Genomic DNA, 19,774 nt, shown 5'->3' on the forward strand with positions numbered 1-19,774 from the left:
CCGTACTCCGTGGTAGAGTTAATGGCGCGGGTACGTACTCAATTGCGCCGCGTCCGCCCGTCAACTGTTGGCCAGACTTTGCGTTTTGATGACATTATTCTTGATAGTGAAACGCACAAAGTAACCCGCGATGGCAGCAACATTAAGCTGGGCCCGACGGAGTTTCGCTTGCTTGCAACCTTTATCGAAAAACCAGGCAGGGTGTGGTCACGCGATCAGCTTTTGGACCGGGTTTGGGGGCGCGATATCTATGTGGATACGCGGACAGTCGATGTTCATGTAGGGCGCTTGCGCAAATCGCTATGTACCCACGGCGGCAATGATCCGCTGCGCACTGTGCGCGGGGCAGGATACGCACTGGGCTAAGACTTGGGAAGCTTGGCAGCGTGTTTGTCGCGCCAAGCTTACGCTCTTTACTTGACTAATTTAATCTGAATAGGCATCCCGCACTGAAGAACGGTGTTGAGGGAAAGCTCTATGGCAAAGCGGCCAAAATCAGCTGGCGAGAAAATCCTAACTGGCTTGGCGTTGACCCTTGGGGTGCTCTTTGCGCTGCCGCATCTGGGTGTGCTTGTGGCTGCGTTTTCGGGATCGACAGACACGCTTGCCGCCCTTTTTGATACGGTTCTGTTGAATTATGCTGGCACCACCTTGTGGTTGGTGTCTTTGGTTGGTTTTTTCACATTCGTTTTGGGAACAGGCACTGCGTGGCTTGTCAGCATGACCGAATTCCGCGGCAGACGTATTTTTGAGATTGCCCTGGTGCTGCCCTTGGCGTTTCCCGCCTATGTGTTGGCTTATGCCTACACGCATTTGCTGGACCACCCGGGCATTGTTCAATCTACCTTGCGCGCCGTAACGGGCCTTGGCCCGCGTGACTACTGGTTTCCCGAAATTCGCAGTTTAGGTGGGGCAACGGTGATGTTGACGCTGGTGCTATACCCCTACGTTTACCTGCTCGCGCGCGCTGCTTTTTTGGGGCAGGGGGCGACAACATTTCATGCCGCACGTGCTTTGGGACGCAGCCCGTGGAATGCCTTTCGCACTGTGTGCATTCCCATGGCGCGGCCGGCGATTGCCTCTGGCGTGCTTCTCGCAGCCATGGAGACAATCGCTGATTTCGGAACTGTCAGCTATTTTGGTGTGCAAACATTTGCTACGGGCATTTACACAAGCTGGTTCACTTTGGCTGACCGTGCGGCTGCTGCACAGCTTGCGCTTGGGCTTTTGGTCATTGCGCTGTTCTTGGCAATTCTTGAACGTACCAGCCGGGGCGCTGCCAGATACGACAGCGCCCGCGTAGGCCAACGCCTTGCTCGCATTCCATTAAGCGGTGGCGCGAATGTAGCGGCTACGGCGTTCTGTGTGCTGCCTGTGCTGTTCGGTGTCATCATTCCCACGGTCGCCCTTTTGACGATGGCGATCGGTTCCGAGCAAAATCTGTTTGGCAGGCGGTATCTGGCATTTACAAGCAACTCGCTCACACTTGCAGGAACGGCGGCGGGCTTGACGGTGTTGGGCGCGATCGTGCTTGGCTCAATCCAGCGCGTGGCCCCAAGCTTTTTAACCCGCAGCAGTCTTTATGCGGCGCGATTGGGCTACGCTGTGCCCGGCGGCGTTATTGCAGTGGGGCTGATCGTGCCATTCGCTGCCTTTGATAACGCGCTCGATGCGGCGATGCGCGCGCAGTTTGGTATCTCAACAGGGCTGCTCGTTACCGGTTCGATCTGGCTTTTGGTCGGGGCGTATATGATCCGCTTTTCCGCCGCCGCGCTTGGCGCGTATGAGGGTGGTATTGCCGCGGTCAGCACCAACATGGATTCTGCCTCACGTGTTTTGGGGCAAGGGGTTTTGGCGACGGTGCGCCGCGTGCATGTGCCTATTTTGCAGCCAAGCCTACTGACGGCGCTGGTCATCGTTTTCGTTGACGTGATGAAAGAGCTTCCTGCCACCCTGATCATGCGGCCCTTTAATTTTGATACGCTAGCCGTTCAGGCCTACAGGCTTGCTTCGGACGAGCGCCTGGAAGGTGCCGCAGTTCCGTCTCTTGTGATTGCCGCGTTGGGGTTGATCCCCGTAATCATCTTATGCCGTCAAGTCGGTCGCCGCCAAAACTGAGCCCCTTCAGTTTTGGGTAGCTCAAATTACTCTGCGCGGCATTTCCATCTTCTGTGACCTCGTGCATAGATACCCGACAAATAGCGCGGGGAGCATCACATGAGCACGAAAACTGACTGGGATGATGCCTATGCCAATATGGCGTATGTTGCGGGATCAGACGCTTTTCCGGTGATGTGGAAGGCCGATGGTGCAGCCTACCGCGCAAGCGGCGTACAGTGGAACGAACATTCATACGGCTCTGATCCGCGCGAGCGTTTAGATATTTTCTGGCCAGAGGCACAGCCCAAAGGGTTGGCAGTGTTTGTTCACGGTGGCTATTGGCTGCGGACCGGGAAATCCGACTGGTCACAGTTTGCAGAAGGTGCACGTCAGCGAGGTTGGGCCGTGTGTTTGCCGCAATATACTTTGGCACCCGACGCCCGTATTTCGCAGATGACAGCACAGATTGGGCGCGCAATCTCATCGGCAGCTCAGTTAGTGTCTGGGCCAATTCGTCTGGCCGGTCATTCCGCTGGTGGGCATTTGGTTAGCCGCATGATGTGTGAAGATACGCCCTTGGCAGCAGACGTGATGGAGCGTGCTGAAGGCTGCGTTTCAATCAGCGGCCTTCATGATTTGCGTCCCATTATGCGTACGGAAATGAACCATAAGCTTGCCCTCGATCCTGGTGAGGTCCGCCAAGAAAGTGCCGCACTGAAAGACCCGCATAGGGCAGCGCGGATGACCGCATGGGTTGGCGGGGGCGAGCGGCCAGAGTTCATTCGGCAAGCACGCCTCCTGCATAACGTGTGGTCAGGTTTTGACATAGAGATCACCTTGCACATTGACGGCACCCATGATCATTTCTCAGTCATTGAAGGGCTGAAAGACCCGCAAAGTGCGCTTACCACCTGCTTTGTTGGCAACGAATAGCCCAAGACGTAAGGTGAGAACCTGATGACAAACACGCCCGTCCGCTTGCCCGTAAAGAATCGGTTTCATCTGCCTGAAGGTATGATTTACCTTGATGGCAACTCCCTTGGCCCGTTACCGCGTGGTGTTGATGAGGCGCTAAGAACCGCGGCGGTGGATCAATGGGGCGCGCATTTGATCAAAGGCTGGAACGTCGATGGCTGGATGGCGCAACCCGCGCGCGTCGGTGACAAAATTGCTGCATTGATCGGCGCGCCTGCGGGCAGTGTCACCATGGGCGATACGCTTTCTATAAAAGTATATCAGGCGTTGGCAGCCGGGCTAAACCTTAATTCTGACCGAAAAGTCATTTTGACAGATAGCGGTAACTTTCCATCTGACATCTACATGGCGGAAGGGCTGATCAAACATTTGGGGCAGGGGCATGAGTTGCGCATTGTAGCGCCCGAAGATGTGACTGATGCCATGACATGTGACGTTGCTGTGGCGATGATCACCCAAGTGGATTACCGCACAGGCCGGATGCATGACATGCAGACCGTAAGCGATGCGGCCCATGACGCGGGTGCGGTGATGTTGTGGGATTTGGCCCATAGTGCAGGGGCCGTGCCAGTGGATGTTGAGGCCAGCGGTTGCGCCTTTGCGGTTGGATGCAGCTACAAATACCTCAACGGGGGGCCGGGCGCGCCCGCGTTCATTTACGTGCGTCCCGATTTGATCCCGAAAATTGATCCCGCGCTAAGCGGTTGGCTGGGGCATGATGCGCCTTTTGCGTTTGAGCCGTCTTACAGACCTGCGGAGGGGATCGAGCGGATGCGCGTTGGGACGCCACCGGTATTGCAATTAAGCGCTTTGGAAAAAGCCCTTGAGGCCTGGGACGATGTCGATATGCAGGACCTACGCCGTGCCAGTTTTGAATTGTCCGAGCTTTTCATTGCTCAGGTTGAGGCGCGCTGCCCTGATTTGCAGCTTGCAAGCCCTCGCAACGGTGCCGAACGAGGCAGCCAAGTCTCTTTCTCTCACCCCGAGGGCTACGCGATCGTGCAGGCCATGATCGCACAAGATGTGATCGGTGATTTCCGCGCGCCAAACATCATGCGCTTTGGCTTCACACCGCTTTATCTCGATGAGGCAGATGTGATCCGCGCCACCGAAATATTGGAGCACGTGATGAATGATCGGCTATGGGATAGCCCAGAGTTCAAGATCACACGCCGCGTCACCTAACAGCCCCTCTGAAATACCCCAAAACCGCGATAGATTTGGCAGATTTGTGTGCAAGCGATTGCGTCCTTGCCAAAGACCGTTCAATAAGACGTAACGCAAAACGAGAGAAGCCACATGACACGCATCGACGACACATTTGCCCGTCTCAAAACCCAGAACCAAAAGGCATTCGTCGCCTATGTCATGGCCGGTGATACGGATTATGAAACTTCGCTTGAGGTGATGCAGGGGCTGCCCGATGCGGGCGTCGATATTATTGAGCTTGGCGTGCCATTTACAGATCCGATGGCCGATGGCTCCACGATCCAGTTGGCGGGCCAGCGCGCGTTGGCAGGGGGGCAAACCCTCACCAAAACGCTGCAAATTGCGACTAAATTCCGTGAGACAAACCAGACGACCCCAATCGTTCTGATGGGCTATTACAATCCGATCTATTCGATGGGCGTTGATACGTTTCTTGCCGCCGCGTCAGAGGCTGGTATCGATGGGCTGATTATTGTGGACTTGCCGCCAGAAGAAGACGTGGAGCTTTGCTTGCCTGCCCAAGACGCTGGCCTGAACTTTATCCGTCTCGCGACCCCTACATCTGATGCTGCGCGTTTGCCCAAAGTGCTGCAGAACACTTCTGGCTTTGTCTATTATGTCTCGATGACCGGTGTAACCGGCACTGCGGCTGTCCAAGCTGCTGATGTAAAACCAGAAGTTGACCGCATCAAAGCGTCTACAGATTTGCCCGTTATTGTTGGGTTTGGCGTTAAAACACCCGAAGCTGCACGCGATATTGCGGCGATCGCCGACGGTACTGTTGTAGGCTCAGCCATCGTTGAACGGATTGGCCGGGGCGATGCGCCCGCAGATGTATTGAGCTTTGTAAAATCCCTTGCCGATGCGGCCCATAGCTAAAGGAACAGACCGATGACTGAACTTTTTAACAGCTTTATGAACGGGCCTGACGAGAATGGCCGTTTTGGTGATTTCGGGGGGCGGTTTGTTTCTGAAACGCTTATGCCACTAATCCTCGAACTTGAAGCGCAGTACGAGAACGCCAAAACCGACGATAGTTTTTGGGCCGAGATGCATGACCTTTGGACCCATTACGTAGGTCGCCCGTCGCCGCTTTATTTCGCAGAGCGCATGACCGAGGCCCTTGGTGGCGCTAAAATTTACCTCAAGCGTGACGAGCTGAACCACACAGGCGCACACAAAATTAACAACGTTTTGGGCCAGATTATTTTGGCGCGCCGGATGGGCAAAACGCGCATTATTGCCGAAACCGGAGCAGGACAGCACGGTGTTGCAACAGCGACCGTTTGCGCAAAGTTTGGTCTTAAATGCGTTGTTTATATGGGCGCACACGACGTGGAACGCCAAGCGCCTAACGTATTCCGTATGCGGCTTTTGGGCGCCGAAGTGGTGCCTGTAACCTCAGGCCGTGGTACATTGAAGGATGCCATGAATGATGCACTGCGTGATTGGGTTACCAATGTGCGCGATACGTTTTACTGCATTGGCACCGTGGCGGGACCGCACCCGTATCCTGCGATGGTCCGTGATTTTCAATCAATCATCGGCAAAGAAACACGCGAACAAATGGACGCAGCCGAAGGGCGCTTGCCTGATACTGTGATTGCCTCGATCGGTGGTGGGTCAAATGCGATGGGGCTGTTTTACCCGTTCCTTGATGATGAGAGCGTCAACATCATCGGTGTTGAGGCGGGCGGCAAGGGCGTAAACGCAAAGATGGAGCATTGTGCGTCATTGACGGGCGGTCGCCCAGGTGTGCTGCACGGAAACCGCACTTATTTGCTGCAAGACGACGATGGACAAATCCTTGAGGGGTTTTCGATTTCTGCGGGTCTGGATTACCCAGGTATCGGTCCTGAGCATGCGTGGCTTCATGACATTGGTCGTGCGCAATATGTCAGCATCACCGATAAAGAAGCGCTTGAAGCGTTCAAGTTCAGCTGTGAGCGGGAAGGTATTATTCCTGCACTCGAGCCATCACACGCCTTGGCCCATGTGATGAAGATCGCGCCAGAGCTTCCGAAAGACCATTTGCTGGTGATGAACATGTGCGGTCGTGGGGACAAAGATATCTTCACAGTGGCGCGTGCATTCGGGTTCGATATGTCTGGACCTGAAGGTCGGACCTTCGAATAACGGATTGTTAGCGAATTGACATGGGCGGTGTAGGGCTTTCTTACATCGCCTTTTTTAGACATCTGTATATCGTATAATCAGTATTATGTTAATGTCATACATACTGGTCCAATATTTTGATTCAAGTAAGGAACGTAAGGCATGGATATGGCTAGGATATTAGTCTGACAGTATCCATTGGTTGCATCGCTTTGTATAACTAGGCTAATCGTAGGCAACAAAACGAAAGCAGTCCAATGGCATCACTTCTTATCCTGAACGGCCCAAACCTTAACTTGTTGGGCACACGGCAGCCCGAGGTTTACGGCGCGATGACGCTAAAGGATATTGAGGCCAATTGTTTGACGTTGGCGCATTCGTTCGGGTTTGAGTTAAGCTTTCAGCAGTCGAACCATGAAGGTGTGTTGATCGACGCAATCCACGCTGCAAAAAGCACCCACGATCTGATCATTCTGAACGCTGGTGCCTATACGCATACATCAATCGCGCTGCGCGATGCGATTGCGTCTGTTGAGGTTCCTGTGATTGAGCTGCATCTGTCGAACATTCACGCCCGTGAAGACTTCCGCCATACTTCGCATATCGCACCCGTCGCTGTGGGACAGATCTGCGGCTTTGGCGCGTACGGCTACGAGTTGGCACTGCACGCGGCAGCAGATTATTTGCGCAAATAGCGACCTAACTTTTTTAGCTACAAAAAAAGGGCGCCACATCTGGGCGCCCTCCTCTATTTCTGTATCAACCGATGAAGCGGTTGTATTAGCTACCAGCAGCAGTTTTTGCTACTTCAGCAGCGAAATCTTCTACTTTTTTCTCGATGCCTTCGCCAACTTCCAAACGTGAGAAGCCAGTGATCTCAACGCCAGCTTCTTTGGCTGCTTCAGCAACTGTCAGGTCTGGGTTTACAACGAATTGTTGGTTCAGCAATGTCACTTCTGACATGTACTTTTTCATCCGGCCAACGATCATTTTTTCGATCACAGCTTCTGGCTTGCCGCTCTCACGAGCGATATCCATTTGGACGTTTTTCTCTTTTTCAACAACGGCTGGGTCCAGATCAGCTTCTGAAAGAGACGCTGGGTTGACCGCCGCGATGTGCATCGCAACCTGCTTGCCGAACGCCTCGTTATCGCCGCTCAGCGCAACCAAGACGCCGATTTTCCCCATGCCATCTGCAACAGCATTGTGGACGTATGTCGCAACATGCGCACCTTCAAGAACACCCATGCGGCGCACCGACATGTTCTCACCAATTGTCGCAATCGCGTCATTTACGGTTGTTTCAACAGTTTTTCCGTCGATTTCAGCCGCTTTCAGCGCATCAACGTCAGACACACCCAAAGCTGCGGTAGCAATGTTGCCAACCATAGCTTGGAAGTCAGCGTTTTTGCCAACAAAGTCAGTCTCAGAGTTCACTTCAACTGCGATACCTTTACCGGCTTTAACAGCAACAGCAACAAGACCTTCAGCAGCCGTACGGCCAGATTTCTTCGCCGCCTTTGCAAGACCTTTGGTGCGAAGCCAGTCCATTGCCGCTTCCATGTCACCATCGGTTTCAGTCAGCGCTTTCTTAGCGTCCATCATGCCTGCGCCGGATGTTTCACGCAGTTGTTTGACGAGTTGAGCAGTGATTGCCATCTCAAGTCTCTCCTAAGTATAAAAAAGATATATCTACGAGGCTGTGGTTTCCCGTCGCGTGCCCCGTAGATGTTCAACACATGTGTAAAGCTTACGCTTCTGCTGGTGCGTCCGCTGGTGCTTCTGCAAGAGCTTCTTCAACAGATGCCTCTTCCATTGCGCCAAGGTCGATGCCCGCAGCACCCATCTGTGCGCTCATGCCTTTCAGAGCCGCGCGTGCAGCCAGATCGCAATACAGTGTAATCGCGCGTGCCGCGTCGTCGTTGCCTGGAACGATGTAGTCAACGCCTGATGGTGAGCAGTTTGTGTCAACGATGCCAACAACCGGAATGCCAAGCTTTTTCGCTTCGGCAATTGCCAGGTCTTCTTTTTTCACGTCGATGACGAAAAGCAGATCAGGAACACCGCCCATTTCGCGGATACCACCCAAGGACGCTTGCAGTTTGCCCTGCTCACGCTCCATGCCGAGACGCTCTTTCTTTGTGAGGCCTTCAAAGCCACGCTCAGATGCTTCGTCGATGGCTTTCAAACGTGCGATAGACTTGGAAACAGTCTGCCAGTTTGTGAGCGTGCCGCCCAACCAACGGTGGTTCATGTAGTACTGTGCGCATTTCTCAGCAGCTTCAGCAATCGGGCGCTGTGCCTGACGCTTGGTACCAACGAAAAGCACGCGACCGCCTTTTGCGACAGTTTCCTGAACAGCGTTCAGAGCCGCGTCGAGCATTGGGACGGTTTGTGTGAGATCCATAATGTGGATGCCGTTGCGTGAGCCATAAATGAACTCTTGCATACGTGGATTCCAGCGCTGTGTCTGGTGACCAAAGTGTACGCCTGCTTCCAAGAGCTGACGCATGGTGAAATCGACGGCCATGTCCGTATCCTTTCCGGTTTAGCCTCAGCGGGGGAAGAGACAAATGTCTCAACCGGCGGACCTTTGCAGGATGTCTCCCTGCACATGGCCCATCCCCGCATGCGGAGTTGAAATGCTGGGCGTTTAACCCAGCACTCCAACCAGCACAAGCCCCATATTATAGGTGCTAGATCGAAATTTCGACCGGCGTAGAGAAAGGCTTAGAGGACGGTCCGTTCAAGCACCCAGTACGCACCGATGATCGCAATGCCCAGGCTGGCAGGAATAGCAATCACAGGGCGGTACCATGTTTTGTCGCGGAACCAATATCCGACAAGCGCAAAAGCAACAGCAATCACGATCAGCTGGCCAAGCTCGACCCCGATGTTAAAGCCGATCAGCGCTGGCAAGAACTGACCTTCCGGAATGCCGTAGACGCCCAGAACTGTCGAGAAGCCCAAACCGTGCAACAAGCCGAACGCAAAAATGAGCGCCGGACGCCAGCGGCTTAGCCCATCCGTAAAGATGTTCTCAACGGCCACATAAACGATTGAAAGCGCGATCAACGGCTCAACAATTGAGGGGTCAATTGTTACCGCACCAGTCGCGCCCAAGGCTAATGTCACAGTGTGCGCCAATGTGAACGCGCTGACTTGCCACAAAAGCGGCTTCAGGCGCGCTGCAAGGAAGAAAAGACCCAGAACAAACAAAATGTGATCAAGGCCAAGCGGGACGATATGTTCGATGCCCACGGGGATATAGCGCACGAATGTGTCCCACGCGCCCTCGGATTGCCCACCAGCCGCAGTTAGAATTGGCGACATTTCACCTGCCCCCAAAAGGCCTGCAAAACCGTTCTCACCTGCCCCTTGTTGGCGCAGGATCAGTTGGCCGTACTTCTGCGACAATCCAACTTGAACAGGGGCGTTTTCAGGGTTTGCGATGGTTGCGGACACCTGTGTCAAGCGTGGCAACTCAAGATCTCTAAGGTCTTGAACTTCAACAGAATTAAGCGTGAGGACACCTGTCTCACCACCCAGCTCAACAAGGATGTTTTGGACAACTGTGTCGAACTGATCGCGGACACGTGTTTCAAAGGCCTCAACGCTTAGGGCGCGCAACGCATCATAATCCGCGGCGTTTGCTGCATCATCGGTGTTTTCCACCGTGGACAGGTCAATCCCGGCAAGAAAACTCTCAAAATTTCCGCCCAACTCAAGGGTCACTTCACCCTCTGAAATCGTCAGATCCGCCACGGTGGGGTTCACCTCATGGGCGCTTGCAACGGTTGACACCGCCAGCAAAACCAACACCTTTAGCCACATGAAAAATCTCATTAGTCTTAGCCTTCTTACTTATTTTTGCTGTTCCAGTGCAGCTTTGCCCCACGAAGTGTGGCTGGATGCTGACGAGTTTCAAGTAGAAACCGGCGAAACACTCACCGCCGAACTTAAAAATGGGCAGAATTTTGTGGGAGGTGGACTTATTTACAACCCTCGCAGCTTCACCGGCTTTGATGTCTTAAGCACAGATGGCCTTAAGCGCGTACCCGGTACGATCGGCGACCGCCCTGCCCTTAGCCTGCCAGACCAGCCAGCAGGTCTTCAAGTCATCGGTTATGAAAGCACAGTTTCGACGCTGAGTTATAAAGAGTGGGAGAAATTTCAGGCCTTTGCCGATCATAAAGATTTCCCTGACATCAAAATCCGCCATGATACCCGCGGCTTGCCCGAGACCGATTTTGTTGAAGCCTACACCCGTCACGTGAAAATGCTTGCCTGCGTCGGCAGTTGTAATGGCCAAGACGCGGTGATGGGTCTTGAGACCGAACTGGTGGCCCTGGCCAACCCTTATCAGTTTTCCCCCAATACTCCGCTGCCCGTCCAACTGCTTTTGAACGGCGCGCCGCAACCTGACAGGCAGATCGAGATTTTTGCCCGTGCAGCAGATGATACAGTCGAAATCACAACAACCCGAACCAACGAAAATGGCGTCGCTGAAATCATGTTACAGCCTGATACCACCTATCTTTTGGACGCTGTGACATTGCGCGTGCCCTCTAATGAGCGGCAGGTGAAGACAAACGCGGTTTGGGATACGCTTTGGGCGGCATTGACCTTTCAGACGCCAGAGTGATCGCCTATATCGCACGGCATGACACAGATTTTATGCATCGGATCCGTTTTGTGGGATATCATTGGGCGCCATGACCAGGAGATGGTTACTGGCAACGACCGGCCCGGCCGGATCACGCGCCTTCCTGGTGGTGTCGCCCTTAATATTGCAATGACGCTTGCGCGTTTTGACCTGAAACCTGTGTTGCTCAGTGCAGTTGGCGCAGATGAAGAAGGCAACGAGCTGGTCCGCGCTTGCGCCACAATGGGCATGGACACAACGCAACTCTATCGTCCTAAAGATCTGCCAACAGATCGGTATATGGCGATTGAAGGCGCAAATGGTTTGATCGCAGCGATTGCAGATGCGCATTCGCTTGAGGGAGCGGGAGGCGCAGTTCTGACCCCTTTGAAGGACGGAACACTCGGCAGCGCATTGAAACCTTACGGTGGTGTGATCGCACTTGATGGCAACCTTACGGAAAGTCTACTTACTCAAATCGCAAGTGATGCGTGTTTCAAAGATGCGGACCTGCGCATCGCGCCTGCCTCACCGGGCAAAGTCATGCGGCTGACGCCATTACTCACCCACCCCAAGGCCACGATTTACGTCAACCTTGAGGAAGCCGAACTGCTGACCCAACAAAAACTGAGCGATGCAAAAAGCGGTGCTGAGGCATTGGCGGAAAAAGGAGCGACACGCGTTCTGGTAACAGATGGTGCCCGCCAAGCCGCCTTCGGCGAGAGTGGCCAAATCTGGTCTGCCACCCCACCGAAAGTGCCCCAAATGCGCGTCACAGGTGCGGGGGATACGTTCATGGCCGCCCATATTGCAGCCGAACTTGCAGGCCGCTCGCCCGAAAATGCCTTAACCGATGGGCTTGCTGCGGCGGCCCATTACGTTTCGGGGCTATAATTTCTTTTGTTCAAAATATCCCCGCCGGAGGCGCACATAAATGACTGTTCCTATGATTTTTTCCGATGAAGTTGCGTCTGCCCGCAAAGCCGGCCAGCCTATCGTTGCTCTTGAAAGCACCATCATTACCCATGGCATGCCCTTCCCCCAAAACATTGAGGTCGCCCGCGGTGTTGAGGATGTCGTGCGCCAAAACGGTGCCGTCCCAGCAACAATCGCATTGATGAATGGCACGCTTCATATCGGTCTGAATGCCGATCAACTCAATGCGCTTGGTCAGGCAAAAAACGTCGCCAAGCTGAGCCGCGCGGATATGGCCGCGTGCATCGCAACAGGTGGGACAGGCGCTACAACTGTTGCGGCCACTATGATCGGTGCTCGCCTGGCGGGTATCAGCGTTTTTGCAACGGGCGGTATTGGCGGTGTGCACCGCGGCGCCGAGCACAGCTTTGATATTTCAGCCGACCTGCACGAGTTGGCCCAAACGCCGGTCACAGTTGTTGCCGCCGGCGCAAAGGCCATTCTGGACTTGCCAAAAACGATGGAGGTTCTCGAAACGCTTGGGGTGCCCGTCATCGCGTTTGGTCAAGATTACCTGCCCGCGTTCTGGTCAGCGACTTCTGACATTGCCGCGCCTTTGCGGATGGATAGCGCCGCACAGATCGCTGCAGCCCATCTGATGCGCATGCAAATGAACGTGCCCGGCGGACAATTGATTGCGAACCCAATCCCACAAGAGGCGGAAATTCCACAGAACGTGCTGCATCCAATCATTGAACAGGCCCTTGCCGAGGCCGAGGCGCAAAACATTATAGCCAAGAAAGTAACCCCGTTCTTGTTGGGTCGGATACTGAAGTTAACGGACGGTGCATCCCTGACTGCCAACATTGCGCTGGTGCGCAACAATGCGCGCCTGGCCGCACAGATTGCCAAGGAAATAAGCAGCGCAACAATATAACGCAGTTAGGGCGCCGTTATGTTGGCGCTGCCCGTTGTATCCGCAAGGCGCATAGCCTAGCTATGTTTTCAACACCCCGTTTTACGAGCAGATCATATGCCAAACACTGACCCGTTCTCTCCTGATCTTCCGCCCCGCCGTGTTGGTCCTTTCTCGCGCATACGGTCGAATTTTCTGACGGGTCTGGTGGTTATCGCACCGATCGGGTTGACCATTTGGCTGATCTGGACAGTTGTGGGCTGGATTGATGGGTTCGTCCTGCCGCTTGTGCCCCATTCATGGCAACCTGACCGGTTGATCCAAACCTATTTCGGCCTTGAGGTTGATCGTCAGATCAATGTGCGCGGCATTGGCGTTGTGATGTTTCTGCTCTTCACTGTGTTCATCGGTTGGCTTGCAAAAGGGTTCATCGGGCGCAGCCTATTGCGGTGGGCCGAAAGCATTGTTGAGCGGACGCCCGTGGTGCGCAGCATTTACGGCGGCGTTAAACAAATCGCCGAGACTATCTTTGCTCAAACAGATACAAATTTCGATAAGGCTTGCCTGATTGAATATCCGCGCAAGGGTATCTGGGCCATCGGCTTTATCTCGACCACAACCAAGGGAGAGGTTTTGGACAAAGGCGGCGCGGACAAAATGATGTCCGTGTTCGTACCAACCACGCCAAACCCCACGTCGGGATTTCTGCTGTTCTTTCCGACCGAGGACGTTATCGAGCTTGAAATGAGTGTTGAAGATGCGGCGAAATTGGTTATCTCAGCGGGCTTGGTTTACCCCAATTCTAAAGATCCATCCGCCCCGGTAAATGGCTAGCCCATGTCTCGAAATGTGATCTTTGTTGTCCTGTTGTTAGGTCTGGTTGGCGCCGCTTGGATAGCGTTTGATGCGCTGATAGCCCTTGGTGTGGGCGTTGGTGCAATTGTTGCTTTTGTGGTGATTTCTGGTCTGAACAACCCGCACATGGACGATGATGAGCCCTAAGATAGCATTGGGTGTTCAGCACAAGATTTCAGCTAAACATTGCTGGTAAATCCACACTGCTTTTGACACCGACATCGCCCCAGTGATCCGTTAAAAACTGATCTGCAGCGCGCTGTCCTGCTTCTTTAAGTTGCCCCAGAACATAGCCCGATGGCAGTAGTTTTGTTGCGACGCTCAGCTCATTCATCAATGGGTCATCAGCAATCATATGCACGTTGATCCCCTTCATCGTGCTTTCGCTGATCGTTCCATCCCCAGCAACCGCTGCACAAATTCAATCGCGCGTAATTCGCGAAGCAGGGATGAATTGAAGCTGATTTCGTTAATTCGGTTTTGGATGGCGTGCGCGGATACGGGCAATTCTTCTCGGTGCAGCGGCTTGATATTAACCACCACAATGTCACTGGGAAGCGCGCCTTGAAACAGCGGAAACAGCGCGGGATTGCCAGTATATCCGCCGTCCCAATAGGCCTCATCGCGGCCCGTGTTGGGGTCAAATATTTCAACAGCTTTAAAGAGTGTCGGCAGGCAGGCACTTGCCATAATGGCCTCTGGGCAGATGTCATCGTGGTCAAACACGCGGATTTTACCGCTGCGCACGTTTGTGGCACAGACAAAAAGCGCAGGGCCTTCATTAGCGCAAACCGTGTCATACCGAAACGCCTCTACAATGCGGGCCAGCGGGTTTTTGTACCAAGGCCCAAGCGCATAGGGCGACATGACGCGACTACTCAGATCAATGGCCGCAAGGGCCGGCGACATTTCAAAAGCGCGGCTCACAGATGCGGCAGAGCCATGCATCCAATCACTTAACCCGCTAGCGCCCGTTGCCCCAATTTGGGACTATAGCCAGTTAAGGTATTCGCGCGCACCTTCGCGCCCTGCGGTGACCATGCCCGACTTGAACGCAGCCCCGTTCATGGCCCCTGCAGATGTTCCCGTGATGGCCGCAATTGTCAGCCGTTTTTCATCCAAAAGACGGTCCAGAACGCCCCAAGTAAAGGCGCCATGCGCCCCGCCCCCTTGTAGCGCGAGGTTTACCGACTTGCTTGCCCCGCCCGCTTTGGCCCCACTCACAACGCTGTCCAGCCACCATCCACAGAAATGGTCGTACCAGTAATTTGGGCTGCCGCATCAGAGCACAGAAACGCAATCGTGCCGCCCATCTGTTCAACAGTTGCAAATTCCTTAGAAGGCTGGCGCTTTAGCATGACGTTTTTAATCACATCTTCGCGGCTCATATCGTATTCCTTCATGGTGTCGGGAATTTGCGCCTCGACCAAGGGTGTCAACACATAGCCAGGGCATACTGCGTTACAGGTGATCGGCTCTTCTGCGGTTTCTAAAGCTACGGTTTTACTAAGCCCCACGACGCCGTGTTTGGCGGCAATGTAGGCAGATTTATACGGAGACGCAGTCAAGCCATGGGCGGACGCCACATTAATGATGCGCCCCCACCCTGCCGCGCGCATGCCGGTGATCGCGGCGGCACATGTGTGAAAGGCAGAACTCAAGTTGATTGCGATGATGGCATCCCATTTGTCTGTCGAGAACTCCTCAATACCGGCTACGTGTTGAATGCCGGCGTTATTGACCAAGATATCGCAGGCGCCCGCCTCCGCGATCAGCTTGCGACACTCGTCCGCCTTGGACATATCCGCCTGAATATATTTCGCGGAGACACCTGTCTCATCCGCGATGGATTGGGCCAAGGCGTGATCTTCATCGTTATTTGTGTAGCTGTTAAGCACAACATTCGCGCCAGCGCGCGCCAATTCCTTTGCCACGCCAAGCCCGATACCAGAGTTTGATCCAGTAATTACCGCTGTTTTGCGCGTCAAATCCGTAACAATTGCCATTCGTGAATGCTCCTTGCCAAAGTGTTAAGGCCACCATAATGCTGCGAGTGCGAAATGCCAGTGTAATGGCCTTCACCCTCCCGGATTGTTGTGTTGACGGACTGCGGATAAAACCGATTGGCCAAAAAAAACGCCAGCACGAAGCTGGCGTAAGTTATTGAGGCAGGTTTCATACAGGCAAGAAACCTATCGAGCAGTGACACTTGTATATCTGTTTCGCTAAGGCGCGCCAAGCAGAAATGTTTGCGTTGTGTTAGCGCGGTGGTTGCGGTCAAATAGCAATCAAACATGGTTGATCGGGGATTGTTTCTAAAATGAAACTAAATATTTTCAATTATAGCGGTATGTTAGCTGGTGTAGTTACAGCAGTTTCAGTCGCGGGATTCGCCGCTGCCGAGCCAAAACACGGGATCGCCATGTATGGTGAGCCGCAATTACCACCAGATTTTGTGTCTCTACCCTATGCAAACCCGAATGCTCCCAAGGGTGGTACTATCGCTACGGGGGAAGTTGGCACTTTTGACAGTTTGAACCCCTATATATTGAAGGGCAGTCCACCGTGGCAGTTGCGCTTTTTGGGCGTGGAAAGCCTCATGGGACGCTCTTGGGACGAACCATTTACGCTCTATGGGCTTCTCGCCGAATCGATTGAGGTAGGTGAGAATCGCGAGTGGGTGGAATTTACCCTTCGCCCTGAAGCTCGCTTTTCGGACGGCACCCCCGTTACGGTCGAAGATGTGATTTGGTCTTACGAGACACTGGGGACCGTCGGGCATCCGCGTTACCATGGGCTTTGGGAAAAAATCGAAAGTGCCGAAAAAACCGGTAAACTTTCATTGAAGTTTACGTTCAATGAAGCAAATCGCGAACTTGCGTTGATCGCGGGCATGCGTCCCATATTGAAAAAGTCCCAATGGGAGGGCGTTGATTTCGCCGACAGCAGTCTGGATATCGTGCCGATCACAACTTCTCCTTATGTTGTGGATCAATATGAGGCAGGCCGCGTTGTGGTGATGAAACGCAACGATGATTATTGGGGCAAAGACCTGCCATTCCGCCGTGGCACCATGAACCTTGATGAAGTGCGTATGGAGTTTTTCGGGGATGGAACTGCGCAGTTCGAGGCGTTCAAAGCAGGTGTTTTGAACTCAAACCGCGAATTTAACGCGCAAAAATGGGACCAGCAGTACGCCTTCCCAGCAATTGACGCGGGCGATGTGGTGAAGTCAGTGCTGCCTCATGAGCGGCCCTCGGGTATCACAGGTTTTGTCATGAATACCCGTCGTGAGGCGTTCCAAGACTGGCGTGTGCGCGACGCTCTGCTTCATGCGTTTAACTTTGAATTCATCAACAACGCTATGACGGATGGCAAGCAGCCGCGCATCACCAGCTACTACTCAAATTCGATATTGGGCATGAAGGAAGGCCCCGCAGATGGTTTGGTAAAAGAGTTCTTAACCCCCTTCGCGGACGAGCTTTTACCCGGCGCTCTTGAGGGATACGCCCTACCCGTCAGCGACGGCTCAGAAGCCAATCGGCGCAACATTAGGAAAGCCTTGCAGAACTTTAAAAGTGCTGGATATTCCGTTGATGATACAGGTGTCCTCGTTGATGCAAACGGCACGCCTTTCACTTTTGAGATTCTGCTAAAATCAGGATCATCTGAGAATATCGCGATCATCGAGCTTTATACAAAAGCGCTTGAGCGTGTTGGCATCACCCCGACAGTCACAACCGTTGATGGGGCGCAGTACAAAGACCGTACTACCAATTATGATTTTGACATGACCTACTATCGCCGCGGTCTGTCCCTGTCGCCAGGTACCGAGCAATACGCATATTGGGGCGCTGATGGGATCACCGAACCCGGCAGCCGCAATTGGATGGGCATGAATAGTCCCGCCGCAGAAGCGATGATTGACAAGATGCTGAATTCCGCAAGCCGCGAAGAGTTTTTGGCAGCCGTTCGGGCATTGGACCGTATCTTGACCACAGGGCGCTTTGTCATACCGATCTACCAGTTCAACATCAGCCGCATCGCCCACGCCAAGGAACTGAAATACCCTGAAAGCCTACCCATCTATGGTGACTGGATTGGTTGGCAGCCCGATGTTTGGTGGTTTGAGGCCGACTGAACGAGCTAAAGTAACTAGACGCCTTGCGCCCCTATGGGTACACGCGAGGCGTCAAGACATCGAAAGCAACACAAATGCGCCTTTTTATAACACTACTCGCGATTTGCGCGGTCACTGCCTGCACTCCGGCACGATTGGCAACCAAAGCCGTGACAATACCCGTCAAAACTGTCGGTAAAGTCGTTTTTTAGGGCGTAGGCTCAAATTCACAGAACGCAGGGACCCGACGTAGATGCATACTTTCACTGATCCCGATCTATGGCGCAAACTCTCTGCCGAGGCACTTGGTACGGCGTTCTTGCTGATTGGTGTTGTTGGCTCTGGCATTATGGCCGAGACGCTGTCAAACGGCTCAATCGCTCTGGCTCTTTTGGCAAATGCAATCGCCACGGGCTGTATCCTCTATGTCATCATTACCGTGCTTGGACCGATCTCTGGTGCACATTTTAATCCTGCTGTTACGCTCGCCTTTTATTTGCGTAAAGAAATATCGCGTAACGCTGCAGCGGGCTTTGCTCTAATGCAAATAAGTGGCGCAATTGCAGGGGTTTGGCTGACGCACTTAATTTTTGAACTTCCGGTCTTCCAACTCTCAAGCACCGTGCGGACAGGTGTCTCGCAATGGATATCAGAAGGGATCGCGACGTTCGGTTTGTTGTTTGTGGTTTTTGGGGGCTTACGCAGTAAACCAGAAGCCGTTCCGACACTTGTCGCACTCTATATAACCGGCGCGTATTGGTTCACGTCATCTACAAGCTTTGCCAACCCCGCCGTTACAATTGCGCGCGGCCTCTCCGATACATTCGCAGGGATTGCACCAGAAGGCGTGCCAGCGTTCATACTTGTTCAGCTGGTGACAGTCGTGCTCGCCATGCCATTGTTTGCAAAACTGTTCTCAAAATAACGCGCAAACATCCACCAATTCTTAACCCCTGCGGACTTAGCCTGAACAGGTAAACAGTTGCCGAGGTTCCCGATGATTTTGACGCCAGACGATATTCCCACAATTAACCGCTACTTTCCCGCCACAGATATCAGCAGTATGCGCTTTCTGCCCCATGATCGTGACAAGTTGGTTTTGTATCTTGCGCGCGTGAACGAGCTGTTGATCACCGAAACATCAGAGCAGCTTGATCTGGTGATTGCCACGCCGCCAACTGAGAATTCACAACACGTCGGGTGACGCGGGCTTTAGGCCAGCGATGTTACCCACAAGATCGTTGCATCGTCCTCACTGGTTGAGATCACGTTGTGCCCCATTGCAGCATCATAATATGCGCTATCGCCGCGGCGCATCTCAACGGGCTCGTAAAACTCCGTAAAAAGGCGAATTGTTCCTGTAAGAACGTACAAAAACTCCTCACCATCATGGCGCACCCATCCGTCAAACTCATCAAGGGTCCGCGCACGAACCCGCGCGCGGTATGGCAGCATTTGTTTTTTGGTGAGAGAGGCTGAAAGCAACTCATGCTCGTAGGTCGTGGTAATTGTGAGGGCACCCTCGCCCTCTTTGGTGATCGCCATGCGGCCGTTTACCTGTCCCTTCACCGGTGGCGTGAAGAGTTGTGGGACAGAAATTTCCAGCCCAATCGCCAACTTTTTAAGCGCCTCGTATGTAGGCGACATCTGCCCGTTCTCAATTTTTGACAGGGTCGAGCGCGCCAATCCCGCCTGATTTGCTGCTTGTTCAAGGGTCCAACCGCGCGCTTTGCGCAACTCTCGTACCCGAGATCCAAGATCAACAGGTTCGGGCGCGGCATTCTCACCACTTTCACGGGCGATTTGGATCAGGGATTTTGCAGGTAAATCAGTCATGAAAAGCCTATAGCCCACGCTAACAACCGCTGGCAACAACATGCTTTGCAAAGTTGCACAGGCCCCTGTTCAATTGGTTTGCCCGCTT

General features: G+C 53.5%; 20 protein-coding genes and 1 pseudogene. 15 read left to right on the top strand and 6 right to left on the bottom strand.

Translation table 11 applies throughout. The features are described from left to right. From ACTF5M_RS08090 to aroQ, 7 genes are all read left to right on the top strand, one after another. The coding region (locus tag ACTF5M_RS08090; RefSeq protein WP_438960527.1) for a winged helix-turn-helix domain-containing protein at positions 1 to 366 on the top strand (366 nt) is incomplete at its 5' end. Between the two features lie 111 nt (positions 367 to 477). After that, complete coding sequence (locus ACTF5M_RS08095; protein WP_438960528.1) at positions 478 to 2,118, top strand: ABC transporter permease; 1,641 nt, start codon at positions 478 to 480, stop codon at positions 2,116 to 2,118. Between the two features lie 99 nt (positions 2,119 to 2,217). Then, positions 2,218 to 3,033: an alpha/beta hydrolase gene (locus ACTF5M_RS08100; RefSeq protein WP_438960529.1), complete on the top strand. Its 816-nt coding sequence runs from the start codon at positions 2,218 to 2,220 to the stop codon at positions 3,031 to 3,033. 24 nt (positions 3,034 to 3,057) lie between these two features. Beyond that, a complete protein-coding gene (kynU, locus tag ACTF5M_RS08105; RefSeq protein ID WP_438960530.1) occupies positions 3,058 to 4,260 on the top strand; it encodes a kynureninase in 1,203 nt (400 codons plus the stop codon). Between the two features lie 114 nt (positions 4,261 to 4,374). After that, on the top strand, positions 4,375 to 5,163 hold the full coding sequence (trpA, locus tag ACTF5M_RS08110) for a tryptophan synthase subunit alpha (protein ID WP_438960531.1): 789 nt from the start codon (positions 4,375 to 4,377) through the stop codon (positions 5,161 to 5,163). 12 nt (positions 5,164 to 5,175) lie between these two features. Next, positions 5,176 to 6,420, top strand: coding sequence for a tryptophan synthase subunit beta (gene trpB, locus ACTF5M_RS08115; RefSeq protein ID WP_048597517.1), 1,245 nt, complete (start codon positions 5,176 to 5,178; stop codon positions 6,418 to 6,420). A gap of 236 nt (positions 6,421 to 6,656) precedes the next feature. Then, positions 6,657 to 7,094 carry a type II 3-dehydroquinate dehydratase gene (gene aroQ, locus ACTF5M_RS08120; protein ID WP_438960532.1) on the top strand — a complete coding sequence of 146 codons (438 nt, stop codon included), beginning with the start codon at positions 6,657 to 6,659 and terminating at the stop codon, positions 7,092 to 7,094. Positions 7,095 to 7,179: 85 nt separating this feature from the next. On the opposite strand, the gene tsf is transcribed toward aroQ, so the two are convergent. The 3 genes from tsf to ACTF5M_RS08135 form a co-directional block, all read right to left on the bottom strand. Beyond that, positions 7,180 to 8,058 (bottom strand): translation elongation factor Ts, encoded by an 879-nt coding sequence (gene tsf, locus ACTF5M_RS08125; RefSeq protein ID WP_438960533.1) that lies wholly within the window; start codon positions 8,056 to 8,058, stop codon positions 7,180 to 7,182. 91 nt (positions 8,059 to 8,149) lie between these two features. Next, complete coding sequence (gene rpsB, locus ACTF5M_RS08130) at positions 8,150 to 8,929, bottom strand: 30S ribosomal protein S2 (RefSeq protein WP_438960534.1); 780 nt, start codon at positions 8,927 to 8,929, stop codon at positions 8,150 to 8,152. Positions 8,930 to 9,129: 200 nt separating this feature from the next. Further along, positions 9,130 to 10,245, bottom strand: a complete 1,116-nt coding sequence (locus ACTF5M_RS08135) for a HupE/UreJ family protein (protein ID WP_438960535.1) — start codon at positions 10,243 to 10,245, stop codon at positions 9,130 to 9,132. Between ACTF5M_RS08135 and ACTF5M_RS08140 the strand changes: the two genes are divergently transcribed. From ACTF5M_RS08140 to ACTF5M_RS08160, 5 genes are all read left to right on the top strand, one after another. Then, complete coding sequence (locus ACTF5M_RS08140; protein ID WP_438960536.1) at positions 10,232 to 11,044, top strand: DUF4198 domain-containing protein; 813 nt, start codon at positions 10,232 to 10,234, stop codon at positions 11,042 to 11,044. The two genes, ACTF5M_RS08135 and ACTF5M_RS08140, sit on opposite strands and share 14 nt — an antisense overlap. Before the next feature lie 18 nt (positions 11,045 to 11,062). Further along, complete coding sequence (locus tag ACTF5M_RS08145) at positions 11,063 to 11,938, top strand: PfkB family carbohydrate kinase (RefSeq protein ID WP_438960537.1); 876 nt, start codon at positions 11,063 to 11,065, stop codon at positions 11,936 to 11,938. 40 nt (positions 11,939 to 11,978) lie between these two features. Continuing rightward, positions 11,979 to 12,896, top strand: a complete 918-nt coding sequence (locus tag ACTF5M_RS08150; protein ID WP_438960538.1) for a pseudouridine-5'-phosphate glycosidase — start codon at positions 11,979 to 11,981, stop codon at positions 12,894 to 12,896. Between the two features lie 96 nt (positions 12,897 to 12,992). After that, positions 12,993 to 13,709, top strand: a complete 717-nt coding sequence (locus ACTF5M_RS08155; protein WP_438960539.1) for a DUF502 domain-containing protein — start codon at positions 12,993 to 12,995, stop codon at positions 13,707 to 13,709. Between the two features lie 3 nt (positions 13,710 to 13,712). Continuing rightward, positions 13,713 to 13,877, top strand: a complete 165-nt coding sequence (locus ACTF5M_RS08160; RefSeq protein WP_438960540.1) for a hypothetical protein — start codon at positions 13,713 to 13,715, stop codon at positions 13,875 to 13,877. Positions 13,878 to 13,905: 28 nt separating this feature from the next. On the opposite strand, the pseudogene ACTF5M_RS08165 reads toward ACTF5M_RS08160, so the two are convergent. Together ACTF5M_RS08165 and ACTF5M_RS08170 are read right to left on the bottom strand one after the other, a co-directional pair. Then, positions 13,906 to 14,954: pseudogene (locus ACTF5M_RS08165) on the bottom strand (patatin-like phospholipase family protein). After that, complete coding sequence (locus tag ACTF5M_RS08170; protein WP_438960541.1) at positions 14,951 to 15,736, bottom strand: 3-hydroxybutyrate dehydrogenase; 786 nt, start codon at positions 15,734 to 15,736, stop codon at positions 14,951 to 14,953. Before ACTF5M_RS08170 ends, ACTF5M_RS08165 begins: the two are co-directional and overlap by 4 nt. Positions 15,737 to 16,080: 344 nt before the next feature. Here ACTF5M_RS08170 and ACTF5M_RS08175 point away from each other — a divergent pair, with 344 nt between their 5' ends. The 3 genes from ACTF5M_RS08175 (at position 16,081) to ACTF5M_RS08185 (ending at position 19,054) form a co-directional block, all read left to right on the top strand. Continuing rightward, positions 16,081 to 17,871, top strand: a complete 1,791-nt coding sequence (locus tag ACTF5M_RS08175) for an extracellular solute-binding protein (RefSeq protein WP_438960542.1) — start codon at positions 16,081 to 16,083, stop codon at positions 17,869 to 17,871. Between the two features lie 232 nt (positions 17,872 to 18,103). Further along, the gene (locus ACTF5M_RS08180) at positions 18,104 to 18,775 is read left to right on the top strand and encodes an aquaporin (RefSeq protein WP_438960543.1); all 672 of its coding nucleotides are present in this window, start codon (positions 18,104 to 18,106) and stop codon (positions 18,773 to 18,775) included. A 72-nt stretch (positions 18,776 to 18,847) separates the two neighbouring features. Continuing rightward, positions 18,848 to 19,054: a hypothetical protein gene (locus ACTF5M_RS08185; protein WP_438960544.1), complete on the top strand. Its 207-nt coding sequence runs from the start codon at positions 18,848 to 18,850 to the stop codon at positions 19,052 to 19,054. Between the two features lie 8 nt (positions 19,055 to 19,062). Here the strand turns inward: ACTF5M_RS08185 and ACTF5M_RS08190 are convergent, their stop codons facing one another. Continuing rightward, entirely contained in the window at positions 19,063 to 19,686 is a 624-nt protein-coding gene (locus ACTF5M_RS08190) for a helix-turn-helix domain-containing protein (RefSeq protein ID WP_438960545.1), read from the bottom strand. Between the last annotated feature and the right edge of the window lie 88 nt (positions 19,687 to 19,774).

The sequence above is a fragment of the Nereida sp. genome, assembly GCF_965655635.1.
GTDB lineage: Bacteria > Pseudomonadota > Alphaproteobacteria > Rhodobacterales > Rhodobacteraceae > Nereida.

Excerpts from the sequence above, each read along its gene's own strand:
- ACTF5M_RS08095 (WP_438960528.1), top strand. The coding sequence starts at position 478 with ATGGCAAAGCGGCCAAAATCAGCTGGCGAGAAAATCCTAACTGGCTTG.
- ACTF5M_RS08100 (WP_438960529.1), top strand. The coding sequence starts at position 2,218 with ATGAGCACGAAAACTGACTGGGATGATGCCTATGCCAATATGGCGTAT.
- kynU (WP_438960530.1), top strand. The coding sequence starts at position 3,058 with ATGACAAACACGCCCGTCCGCTTGCCCGTAAAGAATCGGTTTCATCTG.
- trpA (WP_438960531.1), top strand. The coding sequence starts at position 4,375 with ATGACACGCATCGACGACACATTTGCCCGTCTCAAAACCCAGAACCAA.
- trpB (WP_048597517.1), top strand. The coding sequence starts at position 5,176 with ATGACTGAACTTTTTAACAGCTTTATGAACGGGCCTGACGAGAATGGC.
- aroQ (WP_438960532.1), top strand. The coding sequence starts at position 6,657 with ATGGCATCACTTCTTATCCTGAACGGCCCAAACCTTAACTTGTTGGGC.
- tsf (WP_438960533.1), bottom strand. The coding sequence starts at position 8,058 with ATGGCAATCACTGCTCAACTCGTCAAACAACTGCGTGAAACATCCGGC.
- rpsB (WP_438960534.1), bottom strand. The coding sequence starts at position 8,929 with ATGGCCGTCGATTTCACCATGCGTCAGCTCTTGGAAGCAGGCGTACAC.
- ACTF5M_RS08140 (WP_438960536.1), top strand. The coding sequence starts at position 10,232 with ATGAAAAATCTCATTAGTCTTAGCCTTCTTACTTATTTTTGCTGTTCC.
- ACTF5M_RS08135 (WP_438960535.1), bottom strand. The coding sequence starts at position 10,245 with ATGAGATTTTTCATGTGGCTAAAGGTGTTGGTTTTGCTGGCGGTGTCA.
- ACTF5M_RS08145 (WP_438960537.1), top strand. The coding sequence starts at position 11,063 with ATGACACAGATTTTATGCATCGGATCCGTTTTGTGGGATATCATTGGG.
- ACTF5M_RS08150 (WP_438960538.1), top strand. The coding sequence starts at position 11,979 with ATGACTGTTCCTATGATTTTTTCCGATGAAGTTGCGTCTGCCCGCAAA.
- ACTF5M_RS08155 (WP_438960539.1), top strand. The coding sequence starts at position 12,993 with ATGCCAAACACTGACCCGTTCTCTCCTGATCTTCCGCCCCGCCGTGTT.
- ACTF5M_RS08160 (WP_438960540.1), top strand. The coding sequence starts at position 13,713 with ATGTCTCGAAATGTGATCTTTGTTGTCCTGTTGTTAGGTCTGGTTGGC.
- ACTF5M_RS08170 (WP_438960541.1), bottom strand. The coding sequence starts at position 15,736 with ATGGCAATTGTTACGGATTTGACGCGCAAAACAGCGGTAATTACTGGA.
- ACTF5M_RS08175 (WP_438960542.1), top strand. The coding sequence starts at position 16,081 with ATGTTAGCTGGTGTAGTTACAGCAGTTTCAGTCGCGGGATTCGCCGCT.
- ACTF5M_RS08180 (WP_438960543.1), top strand. The coding sequence starts at position 18,104 with ATGCATACTTTCACTGATCCCGATCTATGGCGCAAACTCTCTGCCGAG.
- ACTF5M_RS08185 (WP_438960544.1), top strand. The coding sequence starts at position 18,848 with ATGATTTTGACGCCAGACGATATTCCCACAATTAACCGCTACTTTCCC.
- ACTF5M_RS08190 (WP_438960545.1), bottom strand. The coding sequence starts at position 19,686 with ATGACTGATTTACCTGCAAAATCCCTGATCCAAATCGCCCGTGAAAGT.